At 70.3% G+C, this 23,896-nt stretch carries 22 protein-coding genes; 12 read left to right on the top strand and 10 right to left on the bottom strand.

The features are described 5' to 3' along the window. Window positions 1–95 precede the first annotated feature (95 nt). On the bottom strand, window positions 96–791 hold the full coding sequence (locus NGF19_RS02650; RefSeq protein WP_252421856.1) for a DUF2293 domain-containing protein: 696 nt from the start codon (window positions 789–791) through the stop codon (window positions 96–98). A 133-nt stretch (window positions 792–924) separates the two neighbouring features. Here NGF19_RS02650 and NGF19_RS02645 point away from each other — a divergent pair, with 133 nt between their 5' ends. Then, window positions 925–1,566, top strand: a complete 642-nt coding sequence (locus tag NGF19_RS02645) for a nucleoside/nucleotide kinase family protein (RefSeq protein WP_252422213.1) — start codon at window positions 925–927, stop codon at window positions 1,564–1,566. A 126-nt stretch (window positions 1,567–1,692) separates the two neighbouring features. Beyond that, window positions 1,693–2,121, top strand: coding sequence for a CBS domain-containing protein (locus NGF19_RS02640; RefSeq protein ID WP_252421854.1), 429 nt, complete (start codon window positions 1,693–1,695; stop codon window positions 2,119–2,121). Window positions 2,122–2,290: 169 nt separating this feature from the next. Here the strand turns inward: NGF19_RS02640 and NGF19_RS02635 are convergent, their stop codons facing one another. Continuing rightward, a complete protein-coding gene (locus NGF19_RS02635) occupies window positions 2,291–3,415 on the bottom strand; it encodes a magnesium and cobalt transport protein CorA (RefSeq protein ID WP_252421853.1) in 1,125 nt (374 codons plus the stop codon). A 184-nt stretch (window positions 3,416–3,599) separates the two neighbouring features. Between NGF19_RS02635 and NGF19_RS02630 the strand changes: the two genes are divergently transcribed. The 3 genes from NGF19_RS02630 (at window position 3,600) to NGF19_RS02620 (ending at window position 5,354) form a co-directional block, all read left to right on the top strand. Beyond that, window positions 3,600–4,394: a methyltransferase domain-containing protein gene (locus NGF19_RS02630; RefSeq protein ID WP_252421851.1), complete on the top strand. Its 795-nt coding sequence runs from the start codon at window positions 3,600–3,602 to the stop codon at window positions 4,392–4,394. Window positions 4,395–4,488: 94 nt separating this feature from the next. After that, on the top strand, window positions 4,489–4,923 hold the full coding sequence (locus tag NGF19_RS02625; protein WP_252421850.1) for a VOC family protein: 435 nt from the start codon (window positions 4,489–4,491) through the stop codon (window positions 4,921–4,923). 68 nt (window positions 4,924–4,991) lie between these two features. Continuing rightward, window positions 4,992–5,354 (top strand): cupin domain-containing protein, encoded by a 363-nt coding sequence (locus NGF19_RS02620; protein WP_252421849.1) that lies wholly within the window; start codon window positions 4,992–4,994, stop codon window positions 5,352–5,354. A 17-nt stretch (window positions 5,355–5,371) separates the two neighbouring features. Here NGF19_RS02620 and NGF19_RS02615 read toward each other — a convergent pair whose 3' ends face one another. Further along, entirely contained in the window at window positions 5,372–5,926 is a 555-nt protein-coding gene (locus tag NGF19_RS02615) for a methylated-DNA--[protein]-cysteine S-methyltransferase (RefSeq protein WP_252421848.1), read from the bottom strand. A gap of 73 nt (window positions 5,927–5,999) precedes the next feature. Continuing rightward, on the bottom strand, window positions 6,000–6,872 hold the full coding sequence (locus NGF19_RS02610; protein ID WP_252421847.1) for a glycerophosphodiester phosphodiesterase: 873 nt from the start codon (window positions 6,870–6,872) through the stop codon (window positions 6,000–6,002). A 278-nt stretch (window positions 6,873–7,150) separates the two neighbouring features. Here NGF19_RS02610 and NGF19_RS02605 point away from each other — a divergent pair, with 278 nt between their 5' ends. The 5 genes from NGF19_RS02605 (at window position 7,151) to NGF19_RS02585 (ending at window position 14,359) form a co-directional block, all read left to right on the top strand. Next, window positions 7,151–8,020 (top strand): MHYT domain-containing protein, encoded by an 870-nt coding sequence (locus tag NGF19_RS02605; RefSeq protein WP_252421846.1) that lies wholly within the window; start codon window positions 7,151–7,153, stop codon window positions 8,018–8,020. Window positions 8,021–8,060: 40 nt separating this feature from the next. Next, window positions 8,061–10,193, top strand: coding sequence for an excinuclease ABC subunit UvrB (gene uvrB / locus NGF19_RS02600; protein ID WP_252421845.1), 2,133 nt, complete (start codon window positions 8,061–8,063; stop codon window positions 10,191–10,193). 152 nt (window positions 10,194–10,345) lie between these two features. Next, a complete protein-coding gene (locus NGF19_RS02595) occupies window positions 10,346–10,924 on the top strand; it encodes a TerD family protein (RefSeq protein WP_252421844.1) in 579 nt (192 codons plus the stop codon). A gap of 40 nt (window positions 10,925–10,964) precedes the next feature. Next, window positions 10,965–12,917 carry a TerD family protein gene (locus NGF19_RS02590; RefSeq protein WP_252421843.1) on the top strand — a complete coding sequence of 651 codons (1,953 nt, stop codon included), beginning with the start codon at window positions 10,965–10,967 and terminating at the stop codon, window positions 12,915–12,917. Window positions 12,918–13,258: 341 nt separating this feature from the next. Further along, a complete protein-coding gene (locus NGF19_RS02585; protein ID WP_252421842.1) occupies window positions 13,259–14,359 on the top strand; it encodes a calcium:cation antiporter in 1,101 nt (366 codons plus the stop codon). Here NGF19_RS02585 and NGF19_RS02580 read toward each other — a convergent pair. Continuing rightward, window positions 14,349–15,659: an MFS transporter gene (locus tag NGF19_RS02580; protein WP_252421841.1), complete on the bottom strand. Its 1,311-nt coding sequence runs from the start codon at window positions 15,657–15,659 to the stop codon at window positions 14,349–14,351. The two genes, NGF19_RS02585 and NGF19_RS02580, sit on opposite strands and share 11 nt — an antisense overlap. Window positions 15,660–15,747: 88 nt before the next feature. Continuing rightward, window positions 15,748–16,794: a S66 family peptidase gene (locus NGF19_RS02575; RefSeq protein ID WP_252421840.1), complete on the bottom strand. Its 1,047-nt coding sequence runs from the start codon at window positions 16,792–16,794 to the stop codon at window positions 15,748–15,750. A gap of 106 nt (window positions 16,795–16,900) precedes the next feature. Between NGF19_RS02575 and aroQ the strand changes: the two genes are divergently transcribed. Then, entirely contained in the window at window positions 16,901–17,374 is a 474-nt protein-coding gene (gene aroQ / locus NGF19_RS02570; RefSeq protein ID WP_252421839.1) for a type II 3-dehydroquinate dehydratase, read from the top strand. 42 nt (window positions 17,375–17,416) lie between these two features. Here aroQ and NGF19_RS02565 read toward each other — a convergent pair whose 3' ends face one another. Together NGF19_RS02565 and NGF19_RS02560 are read right to left on the bottom strand one after the other, a co-directional pair. Further along, window positions 17,417–18,073 carry an MBL fold metallo-hydrolase gene (locus NGF19_RS02565; RefSeq protein ID WP_252421838.1) on the bottom strand — a complete coding sequence of 219 codons (657 nt, stop codon included), beginning with the start codon at window positions 18,071–18,073 and terminating at the stop codon, window positions 17,417–17,419. Between the two features lie 37 nt (window positions 18,074–18,110). Further along, window positions 18,111–18,800 carry a maleylpyruvate isomerase family mycothiol-dependent enzyme gene (locus NGF19_RS02560; protein ID WP_252421837.1) on the bottom strand — a complete coding sequence of 230 codons (690 nt, stop codon included), beginning with the start codon at window positions 18,798–18,800 and terminating at the stop codon, window positions 18,111–18,113. A gap of 223 nt (window positions 18,801–19,023) precedes the next feature. Between NGF19_RS02560 and uvrA the strand changes: the two genes are divergently transcribed. Beyond that, window positions 19,024–22,170 (top strand): excinuclease ABC subunit UvrA, encoded by a 3,147-nt coding sequence (uvrA, locus tag NGF19_RS02555; protein ID WP_252421836.1) that lies wholly within the window; start codon window positions 19,024–19,026, stop codon window positions 22,168–22,170. Window positions 22,171–22,238: 68 nt separating this feature from the next. Here the strand turns inward: uvrA and NGF19_RS02550 are convergent, their stop codons facing one another. Both NGF19_RS02550 and NGF19_RS02545 read right to left on the bottom strand, forming a co-directional pair. Then, on the bottom strand, window positions 22,239–22,811 hold the full coding sequence (locus NGF19_RS02550; protein ID WP_252421835.1) for a YceI family protein: 573 nt from the start codon (window positions 22,809–22,811) through the stop codon (window positions 22,239–22,241). A 149-nt stretch (window positions 22,812–22,960) separates the two neighbouring features. After that, window positions 22,961–23,872: a carbohydrate kinase family protein gene (locus NGF19_RS02545; protein ID WP_252421834.1), complete on the bottom strand. Its 912-nt coding sequence runs from the start codon at window positions 23,870–23,872 to the stop codon at window positions 22,961–22,963. Between the last annotated feature and the right edge of the window lie 24 nt (window positions 23,873–23,896).

The raw sequence follows: 23,896 nt of genomic DNA, 5'->3' as shown, positions 1-23,896 counted from the left end.
TGCGCGCGCCGGTATCCGTGCGCGCGCCGGTATCCGTGCGCGCGCCGGACGGGCCATGCGCACAGCGTGTCCGCCGCTGCCCGCGCGGCCCGGCCTCACGAGGTCTCATGGAGCGCTTGCCTCCACTCCCGCAACACGTTCTCCACCCCCTCCGCGATGCGCCGCCGCGCCTCCGGCCGTGGCACCCCGTCCATGAGCAGCCGGTCGTACGGCGTCTCCAGGTGCCGTACGGACGCCCGCACCGCCGCGCTCACGGCTTCCGGCGACAGCGCCCGGCCCGCCGCACTGCGCCCGACCCGCCCGCTGCCGCGCACCGACGTATGCGCCGCGATCGCCCGCGCCCGCTCCGCCGGGCACCCGGGAAACAGCCGCTGGACCTCGCGCGCGAACGCCTCCGTGAACCGCGTGTCCTGCGCTGCCCGCCGACGCGCGTCCCGTATCCGTCGTCTGCGCCGCGCCTCCGCGTCCGCCAGGCACTGCTCCTCGGCCAGGGCGAGCGCGGCCTCCTCGACGAGAACCCCCTGCCGTTCGTACCGGCCGCGGCGCCGGTCGAACCGCACCACCACCGTCCACAACGCACTCGCCTGCTGCGAGCGCCGGGTCAGCGCGGTGTCGCCCCGCGGCAGGAACACCAGATGACCGAGTTCCGCGCAGTCCAGACACCACGGTGCCCCCTGCTCCCGTACCAACAGGGACAACGGCCCGCTCCGGCACGCGGCGCAGTGCCGCCGCCGGATCGGCTGGTACACGAGAAGTCCGCTGAAGGGAGGGGGAGTTGAGGTCCGCGCCATGACCGCTTCCTTCCCGTTCCGCGGCACGACGACCGCGGCGGCCCCGGCCGGACCGTCCACTCCGCCGCGCGTCGACCCTCTCGCGCGCACCGTCACCGGCCGCGCCGCAGATCCGCCGTCGCGGCACGGCATCATGGGCCGTGTGCGACTCGAAGCGATCACCTGGGAACGGCTCGGCGACCTCCTCGCCGACCGGCTGCTCGACCTGAGCCCCGACGACGGCAGCCCCTGGCCGCGCATCGCCTTCGACGGGGCCCCGGCCGCACGCCCCGGCGACCTCGCCCGGCGTGTGTCCGACGCACTGCGGATACGGGGCCGCTCCTCCCTCGTCGTCGACGCCGAGGGCTTCCTGCGCCCGGCCTCCCTGCGCTTCGAGCACGGCCATCGCGACCCCGACGCCTACTACGACGGGTGGCTCGACGCCAGCGCGCTGTGGCGTGAGGTCTTCGGTCCCCTCGAACCAGGCGGCGACGGCCGTGTCCTGCCCGACCTCCGGGACCCGCTCACCGACCGCGCCACCCGCAGCCCCTACGTCCAACTCCCGCCAGGCGGACTTCTGTTGCTCCATGGTCCTCTCCTGCTGCGACATTGGTTCCCCTTCGACCTGAGCGTCCATGTACGGCTCTCGTCCGGCGCCCTGCGCCGACACACCCCCGAGTCCGAGCACTGGACCCTCCCCGCCTTCGAGCGCTACGAGACCGAGACGGATCCGGGTGCCACCGCCGACGTACTGATCCGCGCGGACGACCCGCGCCACCCCGCCTGGAGCGGCTGAGCCCGCGAGGCTCCCGCCTCACCGCGCTCCGGGTGCGTTCCCTTCATGACACGGAGAGAATGAAGGGCGTCGGGACATGCGGTGCGTCCCGTGCCGCGCCGGCCTTCCGGGCCCAGGAGGTACTTCATGACCACCGCCGGAGAAATCATGCACCGCGGTGCCCAGTGGATCCCCGCTCACGAGACCCTGGACCGCGCCGCCCAGCTGATGCGCGAACTCAACGTCGGTGCGCTGCCCATCAGTGACGAGAACGAACGGCTCTGCGGCATCCTCACCGACCGCGACATCGTGGTGGGCTGTGTGGCCATGGGCCACGACCCCTCGCGTATCACCGCGGGCGAGATGGCCCAGGGCACGCCGCGCTGGATCGACTCGGACGCCGACATCGGCGAGGTGCTCACGGAAATGGAAGGGCACCAGATCCGCAGGCTTCCCGTCATCGAGAACAAGCGCCTCGTCGGCATGATCAGCGAAGCCGACCTGGCCGAGCATCTGACGGAGGGTCAGCTCGCCGAATGGGTCGAAAGCGTCTACGCGAAGAGCGCTACGCGCTGACCGCGTCCGCTTGCCGACCGCTCCCTGCCCGGCCGGACGCGCGACCGCCCGCCCGGACTGGCAGCCGTCGACACCGTCCTACCCGGCCGACAGCCGTCGACCAACCACGAGCCAGGAGCGCCGTACGCCCTCGGGGAGCCGTACGCACCCGGGGAGGGGCGCGCCGAGATCACAACCAGCCGTTGCGCTTGAACCCCCGGTACAGGACGAGACAGGCGACGGCTATCACGCCCAGAACCAGCGGGTAGCCGAACTTCCAGCGCAACTCCGGCATGTGATCGAAGTTCATGCCGTACATGCCGGTGACCATGGTGGGCACCGCGATCAGCGAGGCCCAGGCCGTGATCTTCCGCATGTCCTCGTTCTGTGCGACGCTCACCTGCGCGAGATGCGCTTGCAGGATCGAGTTGAGCAGTTCGTCGAAGGCGGCTATCTGCTCGATGGCCCGTTGCAGATGGTCGGAGACGTCGCGGAAGTACGCCTGTATCTCCGGGGCGATCCCTCGGATCGGCCGGGTGGCCAGCTCCTGGACAGGGCGATCCAGCGGCACCACCGCCCGCTTCAGCTCCAGCAGTTCACGCTTGAGCTGGTAGATGCGGCCCGGGTCCAGGCGTGCCCCGTTCTCCGTGAACACATCCGTCTCGACCTGGTCGATGTCCGCCTGCATGGCGTCCGTGACGCTCAGATACTCGTCCACCACCCGGTCGGCGATCGCGTGCAGCACCGCGGCGGGCCCTTTGGTCAACTGGTGTGGGACGGCCTCCAGTTCCTCCCGCAGCGGACCGAGCGATCCATGCCGGCCGTGCCGCACCGTGACGACGAAGTCGGCGCCGAGGAACACCATGATCTCGCCGGTGTTCACCACTTCGCTCGTCGCGGTCAACTCCTTGTGCTCCACGTAACAGACGGTCTTGAGGACCGCGAACAGCGTGTCTCCGTAACGCTCCAGCTTCGGGCGCTGGTGCGCCTCCACCGCGTCCTCGACCGCCAGCGGATGCAGGTCCAGGAGTTCGGCGATGCCCGCGAACTCCTGCTGCGTCGGCTCGTTCAACCCGAGCCAGACGAATCCCTCGCCACTCCTGCGGACCCGCTCGATCGCCCTGACCAGATCACCGCCGCCGACGCGCACGCCGTCCTGGTACGTCACGCAGTTGACCACCGCGGAGCCCAGCGGCGACCGGGCGGGGTGACTCAGGTCGACGCGTGTGCGACGCCGCGCCAACCGTGCCACCTTGCGGAGGCCGCCGACCGCGCCGAGGCCCGCGACCTTCCGCAGATTCCCTGCCATGGACATCTGGATCTCCTCGCGTGGATCTCCTCGCGCCGCCTTCCGCGCCGCCGCAAATCAGTCTGCCAGCCCGGCCCGAGCCTCGGGAAAGCCTGTGGGAACGGAATGTTCCGCTCCGTTCTACGAGGCCGCATGGGCGTGGAGAGACCCTCTCCGCGGGCCGGGCGGCGTGCCCTGGGATGATTCCCATATGACACGATCCGACGGGTATCTCCTCGACAACCAGCAGACCGAGGCGGGCAAACGGTTCGACGCGCTGTCCACGCTCTTCGACGCCACGACGTTCCGCCACATCGAGGACCTCGGCATCGGACCCGGCGGGCGCTGCTGGGAGGTCGGCGCCGGTGGCACCTCCGTCATCTCCTGGCTCGCCGAGAAGGTCGGACCGACCGGCAAGGTGCTCGCGACCGACATCGACACCTCGTGGGCCGCGGCCGCAGCGCACCCCCCGATCGAGATCCGCACCCATGACGTGGGAGCGGAGGAACCGCCGGAGGAGGGCTTCGACCTCGTCCACGCCCGGCTCGTCCTCGTCCACGTACCGGATCGGGAGCGGGCGCTGAGATCGATGATCAAGGCGCTGCGGCCCGGCGGCTGGCTGCTGCTCGAGGACGCCGATCCGGCACTCCAGCCGCTCGCCTGCCCGGACGAGTACGGCCCCGAGCAACGGCTCGCCAACCGCCTGCGCACCGGCTTCCGCAAGCTCCTCGCCGACCGCGGCGCCGACCTCTCGTACGGCCGCAGGCTCCCGCGTCTGCTCCGCGAGGCGGGCCTGCGCCATGTGGCGGCCGACGCGTCCTTCCCCATCGCCTCACCGGCTTGTTCGGCCCTCGAAGCCGCCACGGTCCGTCAGATTCGGGACCGGCTCGTCGCCGCGGACCTTGCCACGGACGAGGAGATCGACCAGCATTTGTCCCATGTCGCCTCCGGCACCATGGACTTGGCGACGGCACCGATGATCTCGGCATGGGGGCGCAAGGAGTAGCAGGGCAGCGGCCGGGCGGGCACAGCGCCCTTCGGTGTTCCGCGCGATCCCGGCGACCTTGCGCGCGGGGGGAAGACGGCATCAGCCTGGAGGCATGACCGACACCACGCCACGCCTCGTTCTCGATCATGTCGTCCTGTGGGTGCGGGACCCGGTCGCCGCCGCGGGCTTCTACGAGGAGACGGTCGGCCTGGAGCCCGTCAGGGTCGATGAATTCGCCGCGGGCAAGGCACCGTTCCCCTCGGTCCGGATCAACGAGGAGTCCATCCTCGATCTCGCCCCGCTCTCCCTCATGGAGAGCATGAAGATGCTCCCCGGAGCCGCCGAGAGCGCCGGGCACCCGGTCAACCATGTGTGCCTGTCCCTGAGCGGGGACGGGTTCGAGGCCCTCAGAACCCGCCTGGAGGACCGGGCCGTTCCCGTCTCGGACCTCTCGTACGACTCCTTCGGCGCCCGTGGCCCGGCCCGGCGCAGCTTCTACTTCCGCGACCCGGACGGGAACGTCATCGAGGCACGCCACTACGCGTAACAGGCGCCGACGGCGCCGGCCGTACCCGGGCGGTGAGCGGCGAGGACCTGCGGCTAAGGTGGCCGGCCATGACGACACAGACGCAGACCGCCCCGTCCTTCGCCGTGCACATCCCTGACGCCGAACTGGAGCCCGAGCCGCTCGACCCGGCCCAGATCGTCTCCGGGGACCCGGTCGTGACCGGCAAGGTGCTCTGGGACTCCTCCGACGGCAAGCAGGTGCGCGGCATCTGGCAGATCACGCCGGGTGTCGTCACCGACACCGAGGCGAACGAACTGTTCGTGGTGGTCAGCGGTCGCGCCACCGTCGAGGTCGAGGGCGGTGACGTCCTCGAGGTCGGCCCGGGTGATGTGGCGATCCTGCGCGAGGGCGACCGTACGACCTGGACGGTCCACGAGACGCTCCGCAAGGCTTACCACATCAGTCTCTGAGCGCCGGGCCCGCGGGCTCAGAACAGCGGCTCCGGCAGCACCCCTTCCAGCGCCAGCAGCCTCCGCTTGGTCTCCAGCCCGCCCCCGAACCCGCCGATGCCACCGTCGCTCTCGACCACCCGGTGGCACGGCACCACCACCGGCAGCGGGTTCGCGCCCATCGCCGCGCCCACGGCCTGAGCCGCGCCCGGCTGCCCTACCCGGTCGGCCAGGTCGCCGTACCCCACCACCGTGCCGTAGGGCACTCCGGACGCCAGCTCGCGCAGCACCTGGCGGTTGAACCCGGCGATCAGGGACCAGTCCAGCGGGAGTGCGAAGTCGCGGCGTTCACCCGCGAAGTACGCCACCACCTGGCGTATCGCCTCGGCCAGCAGCGGGGACCCCGGGTCCTCCACGGGCTCCGCGCCGAGCCGGGACGCCAGCCGCTCCAGCGCTCTGTCGCGCACGGCGTCCGTCGCGTGGAACACCACGTTCACCAGGCCGTCGCGCGTGGCGGCCAGCAGCAGCGGACCGATGTCCGTGGCGGTGACGGTCCACACCACCTGCTGCTCGTACTGCCCATGACTGTCCATGCGCCCACCGTACGGCGCGGCACTGACAACGCCGTCGGAGTCGTGCGTACGCACCCCGCGGCGCACGCCCGGCTCAGGGGGAACTGACGGCTGCGCGCACCACATCGGGGGCGTTCGTGATGATGCCGTCCACGCCGAACCCGGCCACCCGGCGGGCGTCGCTCGCGGTGTTGACGGTCCAGGCGCAGACCTTCAGCGGCTTGCCGTGCGGGCCGCCGACCGCGTGCAGCGCGGAGACGTAGCGGGCCGAGAGCTTCGTGTACGCCGCGTTGATCTGATCGGCGAACCGCGCGTACGCCGGTAGCTCCGACGCCTTGGGCGTGCCCAGGAAGGCGGTCCTGATCCCCGGCCGGAGGGCGTGGACCCTCCGCACACTGGCGGCGCTGAAGCTCTGGACGACCAGCCGGTTCCTGAGGTGTTCGGCGTCGAGCCAGCCCTCGTCGGCCAGCAGCTCGAGGGTCTCGCGCTCGATGCCCGGATACAGCTCGGGGCTCTTGATCTCCAGGACCAGCTTCTGATGGTGACGCGACAACCGCTCCATGTACTGCCGCAGCGTCGGTACGCGCGTGCCCGCGTACCGGGTGCCGAACCAACGGCCGGCGTCCAGGCGGGCGATCTCCGCGGCGGTGAAGTCCTTCACCCGCCAGGGCGCCCGGTGCGGGAACACGCGCTTGACGTCGGTCGTGCGCTCCAGCGTGTCGTCGTGCATGACGACGAGCCGGCCGTCCTTGGTGCGCTGCACGTCGTTCTCGACCCAGCCGATCCCCATGGCGGCGGCCCGGTCGACGGCGGCCAGGGTGTTCTCGGGCGCGTACGCGGAGGCGCCGCGATGGGCGACGACCACCGGACCGTCACCGCCCGCGGCACCCGCGGGGGGCGTGGGCAGCAGGCCGACACCGAGCCCGAGGACCGCGAGGGTCGCGACGACGACAACGCGCGCGTACATGCGTACTCCTTGCGTCAGAGCGATGACGTACAGCATCAGCGTGACAGCAGAGAGTCAAACGGAATCGAGGGGAAGCGGCCACGGATTTGCCCGGAGTCACCCAAAACTGCGCACAGGCGCCGCACGTGTGGGGCGGGGGCGTGATTCTTTGCCGGAAAATCATTCGACCATTCCGGTGGGGGTCATACTCTCTCGACAACCCTGACCGTCCTCACGGTCCTGGGGACGGGGGCAGTTCCGGAATGCAGAGACGCATCAGGGTGGGAAGGGCGCCGCGCATGCAAGGCACGGTCGACGGCTTCAGGTACGGACTCGTCACACCGGTGGTGGCGTACCTCATGGCCTGTCTCGGCGGCGCGCTCGGTCTGCGCTGCATCACCAGATCGATGCTGGTCACCCACTCCTGGCGGGCCGGCTGGCTCGCCCTCGGCTCGGCCGCGATCGGGTCCGGCATATGGACCACGCACTTCGTCGCCATGGCGGGGTTCAGCGTCGAACAGACCGCCGTCCACTACGACAGGGCGATCATGTTCGCCGGTCTCGGCGTCGCCGTCCTCATGGTCGGTATCGGCGTCTTCATCGTCGGCTACCGGGGAGCCACCGGGGTGGCGCTCTTCACCGGCGGTACCATCACCGGACTGGGCATCGCCTCGATGCACTACCTGGGCATGGCCGGGATGCGCCTGAACGGTGTGCTCGAGTACAACACCGCCACCGTCGCCGTCTCCGTGGCCGTCGCGGTCGTGGCAGCCACCGCCGCTCTGTGGGCGGCCGGACAGATCCGCGGGTTCCTGTGGAGCGTCGGCGCGAGCCTCCTCATGGGCCTCGCCGTCAGCGGGATGCACTACATGGGCATGGCCGCCGTCAGCGTCCATCTGCACGCCGCAGCCACCGACGCCCCCGGTGGAGACTCGCCCGTCGCCCTGCTCGCCCCGCTGGTGATCGGCCCGCTCGCCTTCCTGTGCCTGGCCGGCGTCGTGGTGCTGTTCGACCCGCTGATGGTGATGGGCAAGCCCGCCTGGACCCCCGTGGAGCGCAAGCCCGGTGTCCCGGCCCATCCCGAGGCCACCCACGGCGGCCGGCGCCCGGTGTCCCGCGCGGGCCGACGTAGGGCGCCCCGGCGCGTGCGCACCCCGCAGAACCGGTGAGCCGTCCCTGTTGTCAGTGCGGCGCCGTACGGTGGATGACATGCGGCCCGTTTCAAAGATCGAACGCACGGTGGCGCCCTTCGAGGTCGTCAGTCCCTATCGGCCGAGCGGTGACCAGCCCACGGCCATCGCCGAGCTGGAACAGCGCATCCGCGCGGGAGAGAAGGACGTCGTCCTGCTCGGCGCGACCGGCACCGGCAAGTCCGCCACCACCGCGTGGATGATCGAGAAGCTCCAGCGCCCCACCCTGGTGATGGCGCCGAACAAGACGCTGGCCGCCCAATTGGCCAACGAGTTCCGCGAGCTGTTGCCGAACAACGCCGTCGAGTACTTCGTCTCGTACTACGACTACTACCAGCCCGAGGCATACGTCCCACAGTCGGACACCTACATCGAGAAGGACTCCTCGATCAACGAGGAGGTGGAGCGGCTGCGCCACTCCGCGACGAACTCGCTGCTCACCCGCCGGGACGTCGTCGTGGTCGCCTCGGTCTCCTGCATCTACGGCCTCGGTACTCCCCAGGAGTACGTGGACCGCATGGTCAGCCTCAATGTCGGCGACGAGATCGACCGTGACGAGCTGCTGCGCCGCTTCGTCGACATCCAGTACACGCGCAACGACGTGGCGTTCGCGCGCGGAACGTTCCGGGTGCGCGGCGACACCATCGAGATCTTCCCGGTCTACGAGGAGCTGGCCGTCCGCATCGAGATGTTCGGTGACGAGATCGAGGCCCTCTCCACGCTCCACCCGCTCACCGGCGAGGTCATCAGCGACGACCAGCAGCTCTACGTCTTCCCGGCCTCCCACTACATCGCGGGACCCGAGCGCATGGAGCGGGCCGTCAGAGGCATCGAGCAGGAGCTGGACGAGCGCCTGGCCGAGCTGAAGAAGCAGGGCAAGCTCCTGGAGGAGCAGCGCCTGAGGATGCGGACGACCTACGACATCGAGATGCTCCGCCAGATCGGCACGTGCTCGGGCGTGGAGAACTACTCGATGCACTTCGACGACCGTGCGCCCGGCTCCCCGCCGAACACACTCCTCGACTACTTCCCGGACGACTTCCTGCTCGTCATCGACGAGTCGCACGTGACCGTGCCCCAGATCGGCGCGATGTACGAGGGCGACGCCTCCCGTAAACGCACCCTCGTGGAGCATGGCTTCCGGCTGCCCTCCGCCCTGGACAACCGCCCGCTGAAGTGGGAGGAGTTCCAGGAGCGCATCGGCCAGACGGTGTACCTCTCGGCGACCCCCGGACAGTACGAACTCTCGCGCTCGGACGGTCAGGTCGAGCAGATCATCCGCCCCACGGGGCTGATCGATCCCGAGGTCGTGGTCAAGCCCACAGAGGGCCAGATCGACGACCTGGTGCACGAGATCCGCAAGCGCACCGAGAAGGACGAGCGCGTCCTGGTCACCACCCTCACCAAGAAGATGGCCGAGGACCTCACCGACTACTTCCTCGAACTGGGCATCCAGGTGCGCTATCTGCACAGCGACGTGGACACCCTGCGCCGTGTGGAGCTGCTGCGTGAGCTGCGCGCCGGTGAGTACGACGTCCTGGTCGGCATCAACCTCCTCCGCGAGGGTCTCGACCTGCCCGAGGTCTCTCTCGTGGCGATCCTCGACGCCGACAAGGAAGGCTTCCTGCGCTCGGGCACCTCGCTGATCCAGACCATCGGCCGGGCCGCGCGCAATGTCTCCGGTCAGGTCCATATGTACGCCGACAAGATCACCCCGGCGATGGAGAAGGCCATCGACGAGACCAACCGCCGCCGTGAGAAGCAGGTCGCGTACAACACCGCGAACGGCATCGACCCGCAGCCGCTCCGCAAGAAGATCAACGACATCGTGGCGCAGATCGCCCGCGAGGACGTCGACACGGAGCAGTTGCTCGGCACGGGGTACCGCAAGGCGAAGGACGCCAAGGGTGCCAAGGCGCCCGTGCCCTCGGGCAGCGGCAGGGCGGCCAAGGGCGGCAAGGCCGCGAAGGCCAAGGAGACGGTCCCGACCGACCGTCCGGCGGCCGAACTGGCCGGGCAGATCGAGGAGTTGACGGAACGGATGCGCGCCGCCGCGGCGGACCTGCAGTTCGAGATCGCGGCACGGCTGCGCGACGAGGTCTCCGAGATGAAGAAGGAACTGCGCCAGATGAAGGAAGCGGGCCTGGCCTGACGCCGCGGCCGGACCCCGATTGCGTGCGCGGTGTGTTGCAAGAACGCCACAATGCACGGGCCGGGGTTCGGCACTGTCAGTGCCGCTGCGTAGGGTTCTGATAGCCGCGGAGTCCGCGACCAACTGGGGACCGCTCGAGAGGGGAACAGCGCGTGACCGTCAACTTGACCAAGGGTCAGGCCATCAGTCTGCAGAAGAACGACGGAGGCACGCTGAGCGCGGTGCGCATGGGGCTCGGCTGGCAAGCCGCCCCCCGGCGCGGCCTGTTCGGCTCGCGCACCCGTGAGATCGACCTCGACGCCTCGGCCGTGCTGTTCGCGGACAAGCAGCCCGTGGACGTGGTCTTCTTCCGTCATCTGGTCAGCGACGACGGCTCGGTGCGCCACACCGGGGACAACCTCGTCGGCGGTGTGGGCCAGGGCGGCGACGACGAGGCGATCCTCGTCGACCTCCAGCGCGTCCCGGTCCACATCGACCAGATCGTCTTCACCGTGAACTCCTTCACGGGCCAGACGTTCCAGGAGGTGCAGAACGCGTTCTGCCGCCTCGTCGACGAGACCAACGGCCAGGAGCTGGCCCGGTACACGCTGGCGGGCGGCGGTCCGTACACGGCGCAGATCATGGCCAAGGTGCACCGCACGGGCACGGGATGGACGATGACGGCCCTGGGCACCGCTGCCAACGGCCGTACCTTCCAGGACCTGATGCCGGCGATCCTGCCCCATCTGTAGGAGGCCGGGTACACCAGAGCGACGCAGGGGGGACGAGACGATGACGGCCGAGCTGGTCCGGGGGCAGAACCATCCGCTGCCCCGGACCCGACTCGAGGTCCGGGTGTCGGCCGGCAAGCCGATCGTGGCCGGAGCCACGCTCAGCGACGACCAGGGCGCGGTGCGCGGTATCGACTGGGTGGCCCATCCGGGTACGCCCGTACTGCCGGGCCTGGAGGTGTCCAGGCAGGCCGCGGCCGATCACCGGCTGGCGTTCGACCTGGATGCCCTGCCGCAGGGCGTGGACCGGGTCACGGTGCTGCTCGCCCTGCCGCAGGGGACCGGTGGCCCGGCCCGGTTCGGCGTCCTCGCCGCCCCCTTCGTCGCGGTCACCGGCCTGGACGGCTCGGAGGTGGCCAGCTACACCATCACCGGCCTGGACTCCGAGTCCGCCGTCATCGCCCTCGAGCTCTACCGCAGACAGGACGCCTGGAAGGTGCGCGCGGTCGGCCAGGGCTATGCGGGAGGCCTCGCCGCACTCCTCGCCGACCAGGGCCTGACCGAAGCCGCGCACCTCGCGGACAGCATCCACGAAGCGGTGGTCCAGGGACTGGCCCGCTCGGTCGCCCCGCCCCCGCCGCGCGTACCCGAGGCCGACCGCACGCGGCAGGCGGCGGCCCCCGGCGCGACCCAGGGGCCTCTGGGCCCCGAACCGCCGAGACAGGAGCCGACCGTCGCGCCGCAGCAGGCATCTCCCTACGACGCCGGCGCGCCGGATGCCGGTGCGTCACTCGCCTCCGGCGGCCCGATCGACTACACCCACCCCGGCCGGCGGAGCGCCGCGCCTCCGCCGACCGCCGCCCCGGCCCCGCCCGGAGCGCCCGTCCAGCCCGTCGCGGGAGACGCGACCGGGTGGTCCATGGAGGAACGGCTCTACAACCAGGTCTGGGGCATGTTCGAGGACCTGGCGCGCACGGTGGCGGCGTACCGCAGCGCCGTGGACTTCGCCGACTCGCGCAGGGAGCAGGAGCTGGACAAGATCCTGTCCGACCCGCGCAGCCGCATCGGCGGGCAGGGCGACGCCGCCCGCGCGGCGGCCGAGGCCAAGCACGACCAACTCGTCAATCAGGCCAGGGCCGCGCTCGATCGGGATCTCACCCAGCTCATCGCCGAGGCCGAGGTCGTCGAGCCCGCGCTGCCCCCGGCCATCGCGCGCTGGGACAACCCCGTCTGGCACAGCTATCGGGTACCGATGGAGATCCCCATGGCCGTACGTCTCGGTGATCTGCATCTGCCCGAGAGCGAGAGCCTGCGCGTTCCCATGCTGGTCAGGCTGCCGCTGGAGCGCGGACTGTGGATCGACAGCGGTCGCTCCGCCGTCACCGGCGCGCTCGTCGACGCCGATGAGTCACGCCGTCTCGCGCTGGACACTGCCGTGGCGCATGCGGCGCGGCTGCTCGCCGTCTACCCGCCCGGCGAGTTCTCGGTCCATGTCATCGACGCGTCCGGCTCCGGCGCCCCGGCGCTCGCACCCCTCGTGCAGTCCGGTGTGCTCGCTGCCGCGCCCGCTGTCGGAGCCGCAGGGGTGGCCGATGCGCTGACCCGGCTCACGCGGCGCGTCGACCTGGTGCAGATGGCGGTGCGCGCCGGCGCACCCGACTCACTGCCACCCGACCTCGACACGGCGGAACACCTCCTGATCGTCAACGACTTCCCGCACGGCTTCGACGACCGGGCGGTCACACAGTTGCGCTACCTCGCGGACGAGGGCCCGGCCGTCGGTGTCCATCTGATGATGGTCGCCGACCGCGAGGACGCGGCTGCCTACGGACCGCTGCTGGACCCGCTCTGGCGCTCGCTGCTGCGCCTCACCCCGGTGCCCGACGATCACCTCGCGGACCCCTGGGTGGGGCATGCCTGGACGTACGAGCCGCCGCGGGTTCCGCCGGGCAGCCAGGTGCTCCAGCAGGTGCTCACCCAGGTCGGTCAGGCCCGGCATTCCTGGAACCGCTGACCGAGCAAGGTCAACCTCAAGGGCGAGTAAAGCCTTCCTGAACAGGGGATTTGGCATTTCCTTTGCCAAGCTCTTTACCTTCTCTTGGTGATTCGGGTAGTCTTGTGCGCACGGAGGGGAGCCATGAGCCGCCCGCGCCGTGCGTTCGGGGCGGGCGGAGAAGACCTCCAGTGGAAACGACCGTGCGTACTGCCGGAGGCAACCGTGGATGTTCCCGTGACCCTGTGGGCCCCGATGACCGTGGACCCCGGCGCCCTGATCGCCGACCATGACCGGCCCGGACTGCGGCCCGGCACGCGTTCTGGAATGCGTTCGCTGTCCGTGTCTGTCAGGATCGCAACATGATCGTTCGGCTCCGGTCACTCACTGCGCGGTGGACAGCCGTGGTGCCGGTGGTCGCGGTCGTCATGCTGATCTTCACCTGGGGGAGGGAGCTGCCGGGCGCGCTGGTCGCTCTGGTGACGGTGCTCCTCGCGGGAGCCGTGCTGGCGGCGGTGCACCACGCCGAAGTGGTCGCGCACCGCGTGGGTGAGCCCTTCGGCTCGCTCGTGCTCGCCGTCGCCGTCACGATCATCGAGGTGGCGCTCATCGTCACCCTCATGCTGGACGGCGGCGACAAGAGCGCGACGCTGGCCCGCGACACGGTCTTCGCGGCCGTGATGATCACGTGCAACGGCGTCGTCGGCTTCAGCCTGCTGGTCGCCTCCCTGCGCCACAAGACCGCGGTCTTCAATCCCGAGGGCACCGGCGCCGCCCTCGCCACCGTCGCGACGCTGGCCTCCCTCAGCCTGGTGCTGCCGACCTTCACCACGAGCAAGCCCGGCCCGGAGTTCTCCCCGGCGCAACTGACCTTCGCCGCCATCTCCTCACTGGTGCTGTACGGCCTCTTCGTGACGACCCAGACCGTGCGCCACCGTGACTACTTCCTCCCGATCACCCGGCAGGGCGAGGTGATCCGCGCGGACGACCATGCCGAGGCACCGTCCACCCGCACCGCGGTCGCCAGTCTGGCCCTGCTCGCCACCGCGCTCGTCGGAGTCGTCGGACTCGCCAAAGGCGTCTCACCCACCATCGAGAGCGGGGTGACAGCCGCCGGTATGCCACCCGCGGTCGTCGGCGTGATCATCGCGCTGCTGGTGCTGCTGCCCGAGACGATCGCCGCCGTGCGAGCGGCGCGCCGCGACCGGGTCCAGACGAGCCTCAACCTCGCCCTCGGCTCCGCGATGGCCAGCATCGGCCTGACCATCCCCGCCGTCGCGCTGGCGTCCCTGTGGCTGTCCGGACCGCTCGTGCTCGGCCTCGGCCCGCTGCATATGGTGCTGCTCGCCCTGACCATCGTCGTCAGCTCCCTGACGGTGGTGCCAGGACGCGCGACTCCCCTTCAGGGAGGGGTTCATATGGTGCTGTTCGCGGCCTACCTGGAGTTGGCGGTCAACCCGTAGACGGCGTGGCCTTCGGGGCCGCGGCGACAGCGGGGCGGGTCTCCGGCAGCAGCGCGAAGCAGCCCAGGCTGAGCAGGCCCATGGCCGTCAGATAGGCGCCGACACCCCAGGGGACCCGGCCGCCGTGCTCGGCCAGGGCGGTGGCCACGATCGGGGTGAGGGCGCCGCCGAGCACTCCGCCGAGGTTGTAGCCCACGGCCGCGCCCGTGCAGCGCAGCCGAGGCTCGTACAGCTCCGGCAGATACGCGGCGATCACGGCGAACATCATGAGGAGGGCGAGCATGGCTCCGAGGAAGCCCAGGAACATCAGCAGAGGCTCACCCGTCGCGAGCAGCGCGACCATCGGGAACGTCCACAGGACGACACCGGCACAGCCCGCCAGACACAGGGGCCGCCGCCCGTAGCGGTCGCCGAGGAGCGCCGGCAGCGGGGTCAGGGCTCCCGTCACGACGACGGTGGCCATGACGCAGGTCAGCATGACCGGACGGCTCACGCCGAGCCGCTCCGTCGCATACGCCAGGGACCAGGTCGTCACGGTGTAGAAGACCGCGTACCCGACCGCGAGGGCGCCTGCCGTCAGCAGGACCAGCCGCCAGTGGCCGCGCACGACCTCGGCGAGCGGCACGCGCGCGTGGTCGTCGATCTCCAGGAAGCGCGGGCTCTCGGCGAGCGAGCTGCGCAGCCACAGTCCGGCCGCCGCGAGCACACCCGCCCCCCAGAACGGAACACGCCATCCCCAGGAGGCGAACTGTGCGTCCGACAGCGTCGCCGACAGCCCCAGCACCACGCTGTTGGCCAGCAGGAAGCCGAGCGGTGGGCCGATCTGCGGGAAGCTCGACCACAGCACGCGCCGTCCGGGCGGAGCGTGCTCCGTGGCCAGCAGGACCGCGCCGCCCCACTCACCGCCCAGCCCGAGCCCCTGGAGGAAGCGCAGGACGAGCAGGAGGACAGGAGCGGCCACGCCGATCGTGTCGTACGTCGGCACACAGCCGACCGCCACCGTCGCGGTGCCGGTCAGCAGCAGGGAGGCGACGAGGACCGGTCGGCGCCCCCGCCGGTCTCCGATGTGGCCGAACAGCGCCGAGCCGAGCGGGCGCGCCACGAAGCCGACCGCGAAGGTCCCGAAGGCCGCCAGCGTGCCGGCCATCGGCGAGACCGTCGGGAAGAACAGCGGTCCGAGGACCAGAGCGGCAGCGGTCCCGTAGACGTAGAAGTCGTAGAACTCGATGGCCGTCCCGGCGAGCGAGGCGGCGGCGAGCCGGAGCAAGGAAGGATTCCTTACGGTGCGTACATCGTGCATGCCGCGTCAACTACCCACGGTGATCGGCGATTACGGGGGCGTGCGGAGGCTCGGCACGGGCGAGTCGGCGGGCGGGCGTGCGCCCGGATCAGTAGGTCACGGTGATGCGCCGGGCGGGACCGTCCACGCGTACGGTGCCTCCATAGGGGATGACGACCTGCGGATCGGTGTGTCCGAGGTCCACATCGAAGACGACCATGGCGTCGGGAGCGTAGGTCTTCAGGGCGCGCAGGACGGCTTCCCGCTGCTCCGCCGCGTAACGGGCGCCCTCCTCCGGGCTGTTGGGCTGCTCGAACGACCAGGTCTTCGGGCGGCCCATGAGCAGGGCGGGGAAGCGCTGGAGCACCCCGCGCTCGCCCATGCTCCGCAGGGTGCGGAAGACCTCCTCGCCGCTCGGCATCTCCTCCGACGTCTCCAGGAAGAGCACGGCGCCGTCGTAGACCGCCGTATCGCGGGCGATCTCCCGGTCGGCCATGAGCAGCATGCCGAGGACCTCCAGGCAGCCGCCCCAACTGCGGCCCTCGACCAACCGGTTCGCGTTCAGCCAGGTCCAGCCCGAGCCGGGCCGGGTCTCCGGCTCCGCGTCGAACGTCGCCGGGTCCCTCCAGTCCCGGCTGGTGTCGCGCCAGCGGTCGGCCGGCCTCAACTCGTACTCCCCGGAGGTGAAGAGCGCGGCCCGCAGCGACTCTGCGGAGAGCGGTGCCATGGCGCCGGGACGGCCGAACTCGCACATGACGCTGCCGCCGTGATAGCTCACCACGCCCGTGTTCCACAGGAAGGCGTGCAGGTTGGTGTTGTCGCTGTACCCGAAGAACGGCTTGGGGTGGGCGCGTATCAACTCCCGGTCCAGCAGCGGCAGTACGGTGATCTGGTCGTCCCCGCCGATCGAGGCGATCACGGCCTTGACAGTCGGGTCGGCGAACGCCGCGTGCAGATCGTCCGCTCGCTCCTGCGGGGTCGCCCCCATCTTCCGGGTCGTCGGATACTCGACCACGTCGAGGCCGAACTCGGTGCGCAGGCGATCGAGGCCCAACTCGTAGGGGAGCGGCAGGATGCCGGGGAGTCCGGAGGCAGGCGAGACGACGGCGACCCGGTCGCCGGGCACGGGCTTGGGCGGGTACGTGAGGTGCGTCATGGCCAGAGGCTAGTGGCCGTCGTCTCGTCGGTGCACCGTGATAAACCAGGGGCTGTTGTGCAGCGGTCCGCACTGGGCCGGCAGACCCGAACGGACCGGAGGAACTGTGCCTCGCACCCTCGCCGACGCCCCGATCATGATTCTCAACGGCCCCAATCTGAACCTCCTCGGGCAGCGCCAGCCGGAGATCTACGGCTCCGACACGCTCGCGGACGTCGAGGCCCTGTGTGTGAAGGCGGCGGCAGCGTACGGAGGTTCGGTGGACTTCCGGCAGTCCAACCACGAGGGCGAGTTGGTGGAGTGGATCCATGAGGCGCGGTTGCACCACGCCGGGATCGTGATCAACCCGGCCGCCTACTCGCACACGTCCGTCGCGATCCTCGACGCGCTCAACACCTGTGACGGACTGCCGGTGGTGGAGGTCCACATCTCCAACATCCACCAGCGCGAGCAGTTCCGGCACCACTCGTACGTCTCCCTGCGCGCCGACGGGGTCATCGCCGGGTGCGGCGTGCAGGGGTACGCGTTCGCGGTGGAGCGGGTCGCGACGCTGGCGGGTGCGGCGCGGACGGAGGCGTGAGGACCGAGGCGTGAATCCCGGGGCGTGAGGCCCCCGGGGTGCTCACCACCCCCGCGCGCGCCACTCCGGCAGATGCGGTCGCTCCGCGCCCAGCGTGGTGTCGTTGCCGTGTCCGGGATAGACCCAGGTCTCGTCCGGAAGCACGTCGAAGATCTTCGTCTCCACATCGCGGATCAGGCTGGCGAAGGCCTTGGGGTCCTTGTGTGTGTTGCCCACACCGCCAGGGAAGAGGCAGTCCCCGGTGAACACATGCGCGTGGCCGTGCGGGTCGTCGTAGACGAGGGCGATCGAACCCGGGGTGTGGCCCACCAGATGGCGCGCGGTGAGTTCCACGCGCCCCACGCGGATCGTGTCGCCGTCGTCGACCGGGACATCGGTCGGTACGGGGATGCCCTCGGCGTCCTCGCGTCCGGCGTACGTACGCGCGTGTGTGGCCGCCACGACCTCGGCGAGTGCCTGCCAGTGGTCGCCGTGCCGATGGGTGGTGACGACGGACGCGATGCCGTCGTCACCGATCATGCCCAGCAGCGTCCCCGCGTCGTTGGCCGCGTCGATCAGCAACTGCTCGTCGGTGGCCCGACAGCGCAGCAGATAGGCGTTGTTGTCCATCGGGCCGACCGCGATCTTCGTGATCATCAGGTCTTGCAGCTCGTGCACATCGGCAGGGCCGCCGACCTTCACCGCTCCGCTGTACGTCATGAGGGCAGCCTATAGCGGGTGACGGGGTGCCCGTCGGCTACAGCGGGGGAAGCGTCGGCAGCGGTCCGCCCCCGACCCTCAGCGCGGTTCCGTCGCGGCGGCCCGCGAGCCAGCCGAGCAGCTCGGGCGCGGCCCCGCGCACGGCGACCGAGCCGCTCTCGGCGCCGCCGCCGGTCGTCCAGACCTGTTCGCCGGTGGCGGCCAGTCCGGTCGTGGGCAGGTCCTTGTGCCCGCTGAACCGCGCGGCCAGGAAGTCGATCTCCCGCAGGACGAACTCCTCGGGAAGATCCTCCAGCTCGAATCCGATCCCGAGATCGACATGGTGCAGTGCGACCTCGCCCCACCGCCGGAACGGCACCCGGGCCGCGGCGTCCGTGACGCCGTTGCGCAGCTCCACCGTGCGCGACCAGTCCGCCGGAGCCGCCCCCGCCGCTCGGAACCGGGCCGCGCTCTCGCGCAGGTCGGCGAGCTGGACGTCCAGGGGGCGCGAGGCGTCCCGCTCGATGTCCGCGTCGCGGGCCTGCGCGGAGACGTACATGGGACGTCCCTCGAGGACGTTCACGAGCGCGTCCGCGTTACGCGCGAGGTGAGCGAGGACATGGCCGCGGGCCCAGCCGGGCAGCCGTGACGATTCGGCCAACGCCGCGTTGTCCAGTTCGCCGACTGCGAGGAGCAGTCGTTCGGTCGCGGCATGTACAGAGGCCAGGTCGCGCGCGTGATCAATCATGACGCCGACCCTAGCCTCACCACTCCTTCGGGTGAAGGATTCCGACCAGGCCCGCAAATCGAATGCACGTGCTATATGGTCGGGTCCGGCGTCGGGCATGCTGGATGGCCGGGGAGTGTTGTGAACCTCAGGAATCCGACCGGCGTTGTCAGTGGCTCCCCCTAGTCTGGGAAAGACGGGGGCCTCGCCCCTGTCGCTTCTCTCAAGAAAGGTGCGGACCGGCGTGGCCGACCGTCTCATCGTCCGTGGCGCGCGCGAGCACAATCTGAAGAATGTCTCGCTCGACCTGCCACGTGACTCGCTCATCGTCTTCACGGGCCTGTCGGGGTCGGGCAAGTCCTCGCTGGCCTTCGACACGATCTTCGCCGAGGGCCAGCGGCGTTACGTCGAGTCGCTGTCCTCGTACGCGCGGCAGTTCCTCGGGCAGATGGACAAGCCGGACGTCGACTTCATCGAGGGTCTCTCCCCGGCGGTCTCCATCGACCAGAAGTCGACCTCGCGCAACCCGCGCTCGACGGTCGGCACGATCACCGAGGTCTACGACTACCTGCGGCTGCTCTTCGCGCGCATCGGCAAGCCGCACTGCCCCGAGTGCGCTCGCCCGATCTCGCGCCAGTCGCCGCAGGCCATCGTGGACAGGGTGCTGGAGTTGCCGGAGGGCAGCCGCTTCCAGGTGCTCTCGCCGCTCGTGCGGGAGCGCAAGGGCGAGTTCGTCGACCTCTTCGCAGACCTCCAGACCAAGGGCTACAGCCGCGCGCGGGTGGACGGCGAGACGATCCAGCTCTCCCACCCGCCCACGCTGAAGAAGCAGGAGAAGCACACCATCGAGGTGGTCATCGACCGCCTCACGGTCAAGGACTCCGCGAAGCGCCGTCTGACCGACTCCGTGGAGACCGCGCTCGGTCTGTCCGGCGGCATGGTCGTGCTCGACTTCGTCGACCTCCCCGAGGACGATCCCGAGCGCGAGCGCATGTACTCCGAGCATCTCTACTGCCCGTACGACGATCTGTCCTTCGAGGAGTTGGAGCCCCGCTCCTTCTCCTTCAACTCGCCCTTCGGCGCCTGCCCCGACTGCACGGGTATCGGCACGCGCATGGAGGTCGACCCCGAACTGATCGTGCCCGACGAGGAGAAGAGCCTCGACGAGGGCGCCATCCACCCCTGGTCGCACGGACACACCAAGGACTACTTCGGCCGCCTCGTCGGCGCCCTCGCGGACGCGCTGGGATTCCGTACCGACATCCCCTTCGCGGGACTGCCGCAGCGCGCCAAGAAGGCGCTGCTCCAGGGCCACAAGACACAGATCGAGGTCCGCTACCGCAACCGGTACGGGCGCGAGCGTGTCTACACGACGGCCTTCGAAGGCGCCGTCCCCTTCGTGAAGCGGCGGCACAGCGAGGCCGAGAGCGACGCCAGCCGGGAGCGCTTCGAGGGCTATATGCGCGAGGTGCCCTGCCCCACGTGCGAGGGCACGCGCCTCAAGCCGATCGTCCTCGCGGTCACGCTCATGGAGAAGTCGATCGCCGAGATCTCCGCCATGTCGATCAGCGACTGCGCGGACTTCCTGCGGGGGCTGAAGCTCGACGCCCGGGACAAGAAGATCGCCGAGCGGGTCCTGAAGGAGGTCAACGAACGGCTGCGGTTCCTGGTCGACGTCGGCCTGGACTATCTGTCGCTGAACCGCGCGGCCGGCACGCTCTCCGGCGGTGAGGCCCAGCGCATCCGCCTGGCCACGCAGATCGGCTCGGGCCTCGTCGGTGTGCTCTACGTCCTCGACGAGCCGTCCATCGGCCTGCACCAGCGGGACAACCACCGGCTGATCGAGACCCTGGTCCGGCTGCGCGACATGGGCAACACGCTCATCGTCGTGGAGCACGACGAGGACACGATCAAGGTCGCCGACTGGGTGGTCGACATCGGCCCCGGCGCGGGCGAGCACGGCGGCAAGGTCGTGCACAGCGGCTCCATGAAGGGGCTGCTCGCCAACAGCGAGTCGCAGACCGGTCAGTATCTGTCGGGCAAGAAGTCGATCCCGCTGCCGGACATCCGGCGCCCGCGCGACGCCTCCCGGCAGCTCACGGTGCACGGCGCGCGCGAGAACAACCTCCAGGACATCGACGTGTCCTTCCCGCTGGGCTTGTTCACGGCCGTCACCGGCGTGTCCGGATCCGGCAAGTCGACGCTGGTCAACGACATCCTGTACACGCACCTGGCCCGTGAGCTGAACGGCGCGAGGAACGTTCCCGGACGGCACACACGCGTGGACGGCGACGACCTGGTCGACAAGGTCGTGCATGTCGACCAGTCGCCCATCGGCCGCACGCCGCGGTCCAACCCGGCCACGTACACCGGTGTGTTCGACCACGTCCGCAGGCTGTTCGCCGAGACGACCGAGGCGAAGGTCCGGGGCTATCTGCCCGGCCGCTTCTCCTTCAACGTCAAGGGCGGTCGCTGCGAGAACTGCGCGGGCGACGGCACGATCAAGATCGAGATGAACTTCCTCCCGGACGTGTACGTCCCGTGCGAGGTCTGCCACGGCGCCCGCTACAACCGGGAGACGCTGGAGGTCCACTACAAGGGCAAGTCCATCGCCGAGGTCCTCAACATGCCGATCGAGGAGGCGATGAACTTCTTCGAGGCCGTTCCGGCGATCGCCCGCCATCTGAGGACGCTCAACGACGTCGGCCTCGGCTATGTCCGTCTCGGCCAGGCCGCGACCACGCTGTCCGGCGGTGAGGCCCAGCGCGTCAAGCTCGCCAGCGAGTTGCAGAAGCGCTCCACCGGCCGCACGGTCTACGTGCTGGACGAGCCGACCACCGGTCTGCACTTCGAGGACATCAGCAAGCTCCTCAAGGTGCTCTCCGGCCTGGTCGACAAGGGCAACACGGTCATCGTCATCGAGCACAACCTCGACGTCATCAAGGTCGCCGACTGGGTCGTCGACATGGGACCCGAGGGCGGTGCGGGCGGCGGCCTCGTGGTCGCCGAGGGCACGCCCGAGGAGGTGGCCGCGGTCCCGACCAGCCACACGGGCAAGTTCCTGCGCGAGATCCTCGGCGCCGATCGTGTCAGCGACGCGGCCCCGGTGAAGTCCTCGCGCAGGACGACGGCCCGCAAGGCGGTCGCAGCCGCGTCGACGGCGAAGAAGACGGCCACGGTGAAGACGACCGCGGTGAAGTCGGCCGCAGCGAAGAAGACCGCCGTGAAGAAGGCTGCGGTGAAGTCGGCCGCAGCGAAGAAGACCGCCGTGAAGAAGGCTGCGGTGAAGAAGGCCGCGGTGAAGACCGCCAACAACATGGCGACCAAGAAGGCGGCCGGTACGACGAAGAAGGCGGCAGCCGCGAAGACCGCGCGGGCGCGCAAGGCCTGACGCCGGAAGAGTCGCCGAGCGAGCGGCGCCCCACGGGAACTCCCCGTGGGGCGCCGCTCGTCGCAGTGTCAGCCGCCCTGCCCCTGTGCTTCGGTGAACTGCAGATCCAGTTGGACCTTGACCACATCACCGAGCAGCCCGGCCCCGAAGTCCAGCCCGAAGTCACTGCGCCGGATCTCGCCCGCAGCCTCGAACCCGGCACGCTTCCTCCCGTCCACGGGAGAGTCCACCAGCCCGCCGAACTCGACGGCGAACGTCACCGGACGGGTCACGCCCCCGAGCGTCATGTCCCCTTCCATCGACCAGTCCGCGTCCTCACCGCGGATCCTGGTCGAGCGGAACGTCATCGTCGGACGCCGCTCGACATCGAGGAGTCCGGTGCCGCGGAGGTGCGCGTCACGGTCGGGGTTCCCGGTGTCGAGGGAGGCGAGAGCGATCTCCGCGCTCACCACCACGTCGGCGGCCGTCCCACCGACGTACAGGTCCGCGGTCGCCGCGGTGAAGCGTCCCCGCACCTTGGCGATCCCGAGATGGCGGACGGTGAAGCCGACGGACGAATACAGCGGGTCGAGCGCCCAGGCGCCGGGGGACAGGGGGAGCGCGGGAGCTGCGGTGGTCTGCGGGGAGATGTCCTGAGTCATGCCTCAACCGTCCGGGAAGCGGAGAACGGCGGGCGAGACCACGCCGACGCCGGGAGCGACACGGCCACGATCAGCCCACAGCGCGTTGGTACGTTCGATTCAGAGCGCGCCCTCGGACCCGGCCGGGCACCTCCAGGCGACGCGTGGCGTCACGCGCCCGTCAGCTCGGCCGCGTACGGCGGTTCCGCACCGGCCCGGGAACAGGTGATCGCCGCAGCGCGGGCGGCGAAGCGCAGCAGATCCGTCCAGCCGTCGGAGTCCAGGCCGGACATCGCCGCCGGGGAGAGCGCGCCACGGGCGGCCAGCCCGTGCAGCAGGGCCGCGTTCACCGTGTCCCCGGCGCCGATCGTGTCCACGACCTCGACCCGCACCCCCGGTACGGAGTGCTCCGCCCCGTCAAGGGTGAAGACCGTCAGCCCGTCGCGGCCATGGGTGATCACCACGGCCGCGGGGCCCGCCTCCAGCCACGCGCGCGGGGTGCCGCCCAGCCACTCCGCGTCCTCCGCGGAGAGCTTGAGCAGGGACACCGAGGGCAGCCAGCGCCTGAAGCGGGCCCGATAGGCGTCCGCGTCCGGGATCAGCCCCGCGCGGATGTTCGGGTCGAGCGTCGTGAACACGCCCTGTGCGGCGGCGTCGCGCATCAGCTCCTCGTACGCGTCGGCCCCCGGTTCCAGGACGAGCGAGCAGGTGCCGAAGGACACCGCGCGGGTGCCGTCGGGAAGGCCCGCGGGGGCGGTGAACAGCCGGTCGGCGGTGCCCTCGACGTAGAAGGAGTACGCGGCCGAGCCGTTCTCGTCGAGCGTGGCGAGGGCCAGGGTCGTCGGCTCGGGGCCCCGCTGCACGGCCGAGACGTCCACGCCCGCCTCGCGCAACCCGGCGAGCAGGGCCTCACCGAAGGCGTCGGAGGAGGTGCGGGAGCAGAAGGCGGTGGGGGAACCGAGGCGGCCGAGCGCGACGGCGGTGTTGTACGGGCCGCCGCCCGGCACCGGCCTCAGCGGCGCGAGGGCGCCCGTGCCCTGGGGGACCAGGTCGATCAGGGCCTCACCGGCGACGACGATCACGAGACGGGTCCCTTCTCGAAAGGG

The sequence above is a fragment of the Streptomyces macrolidinus genome (assembly GCF_023887685.1).
Lineage (GTDB): Bacteria > Actinomycetota > Actinomycetes > Streptomycetales > Streptomycetaceae > Streptomyces > Streptomyces macrolidinus.
This window is presented reverse-complemented; position numbering and strand designations above follow the sequence as displayed.

Excerpts from the sequence above, each read along its gene's own strand:
- NGF19_RS02650 (WP_252421856.1), bottom strand. The coding sequence starts at position 791 with ATGGCGCGGACCTCAACTCCCCCTCCCTTCAGCGGACTTCTCGTGTAC.
- NGF19_RS02645 (WP_252422213.1), top strand. The coding sequence starts at position 925 with ATGGGCCGTGTGCGACTCGAAGCGATCACCTGGGAACGGCTCGGCGAC.
- NGF19_RS02640 (WP_252421854.1), top strand. The coding sequence starts at position 1,693 with ATGACCACCGCCGGAGAAATCATGCACCGCGGTGCCCAGTGGATCCCC.
- NGF19_RS02635 (WP_252421853.1), bottom strand. The coding sequence starts at position 3,415 with ATGTCCATGGCAGGGAATCTGCGGAAGGTCGCGGGCCTCGGCGCGGTC.
- NGF19_RS02630 (WP_252421851.1), top strand. The coding sequence starts at position 3,600 with ATGACACGATCCGACGGGTATCTCCTCGACAACCAGCAGACCGAGGCG.
- NGF19_RS02625 (WP_252421850.1), top strand. The coding sequence starts at position 4,489 with ATGACCGACACCACGCCACGCCTCGTTCTCGATCATGTCGTCCTGTGG.
- NGF19_RS02620 (WP_252421849.1), top strand. The coding sequence starts at position 4,992 with ATGACGACACAGACGCAGACCGCCCCGTCCTTCGCCGTGCACATCCCT.
- NGF19_RS02615 (WP_252421848.1), bottom strand. The coding sequence starts at position 5,926 with ATGGACAGTCATGGGCAGTACGAGCAGCAGGTGGTGTGGACCGTCACC.
- NGF19_RS02610 (WP_252421847.1), bottom strand. The coding sequence starts at position 6,872 with ATGTACGCGCGCGTTGTCGTCGTCGCGACCCTCGCGGTCCTCGGGCTC.
- NGF19_RS02605 (WP_252421846.1), top strand. The coding sequence starts at position 7,151 with ATGCAAGGCACGGTCGACGGCTTCAGGTACGGACTCGTCACACCGGTG.
- uvrB (WP_252421845.1), top strand. The coding sequence starts at position 8,061 with ATGCGGCCCGTTTCAAAGATCGAACGCACGGTGGCGCCCTTCGAGGTC.
- NGF19_RS02590 (WP_252421843.1), top strand. The coding sequence starts at position 10,965 with ATGACGGCCGAGCTGGTCCGGGGGCAGAACCATCCGCTGCCCCGGACC.
- NGF19_RS02585 (WP_252421842.1), top strand. The coding sequence starts at position 13,259 with ATGATCGTTCGGCTCCGGTCACTCACTGCGCGGTGGACAGCCGTGGTG.
- NGF19_RS02580 (WP_252421841.1), bottom strand. The coding sequence starts at position 15,659 with ATGCACGATGTACGCACCGTAAGGAATCCTTCCTTGCTCCGGCTCGCC.
- NGF19_RS02575 (WP_252421840.1), bottom strand. The coding sequence starts at position 16,794 with ATGACGCACCTCACGTACCCGCCCAAGCCCGTGCCCGGCGACCGGGTC.
- NGF19_RS02565 (WP_252421838.1), bottom strand. The coding sequence starts at position 18,073 with ATGACGTACAGCGGAGCGGTGAAGGTCGGCGGCCCTGCCGATGTGCAC.
- NGF19_RS02560 (WP_252421837.1), bottom strand. The coding sequence starts at position 18,800 with ATGATTGATCACGCGCGCGACCTGGCCTCTGTACATGCCGCGACCGAA.
- NGF19_RS02550 (WP_252421835.1), bottom strand. The coding sequence starts at position 22,811 with ATGACTCAGGACATCTCCCCGCAGACCACCGCAGCTCCCGCGCTCCCC.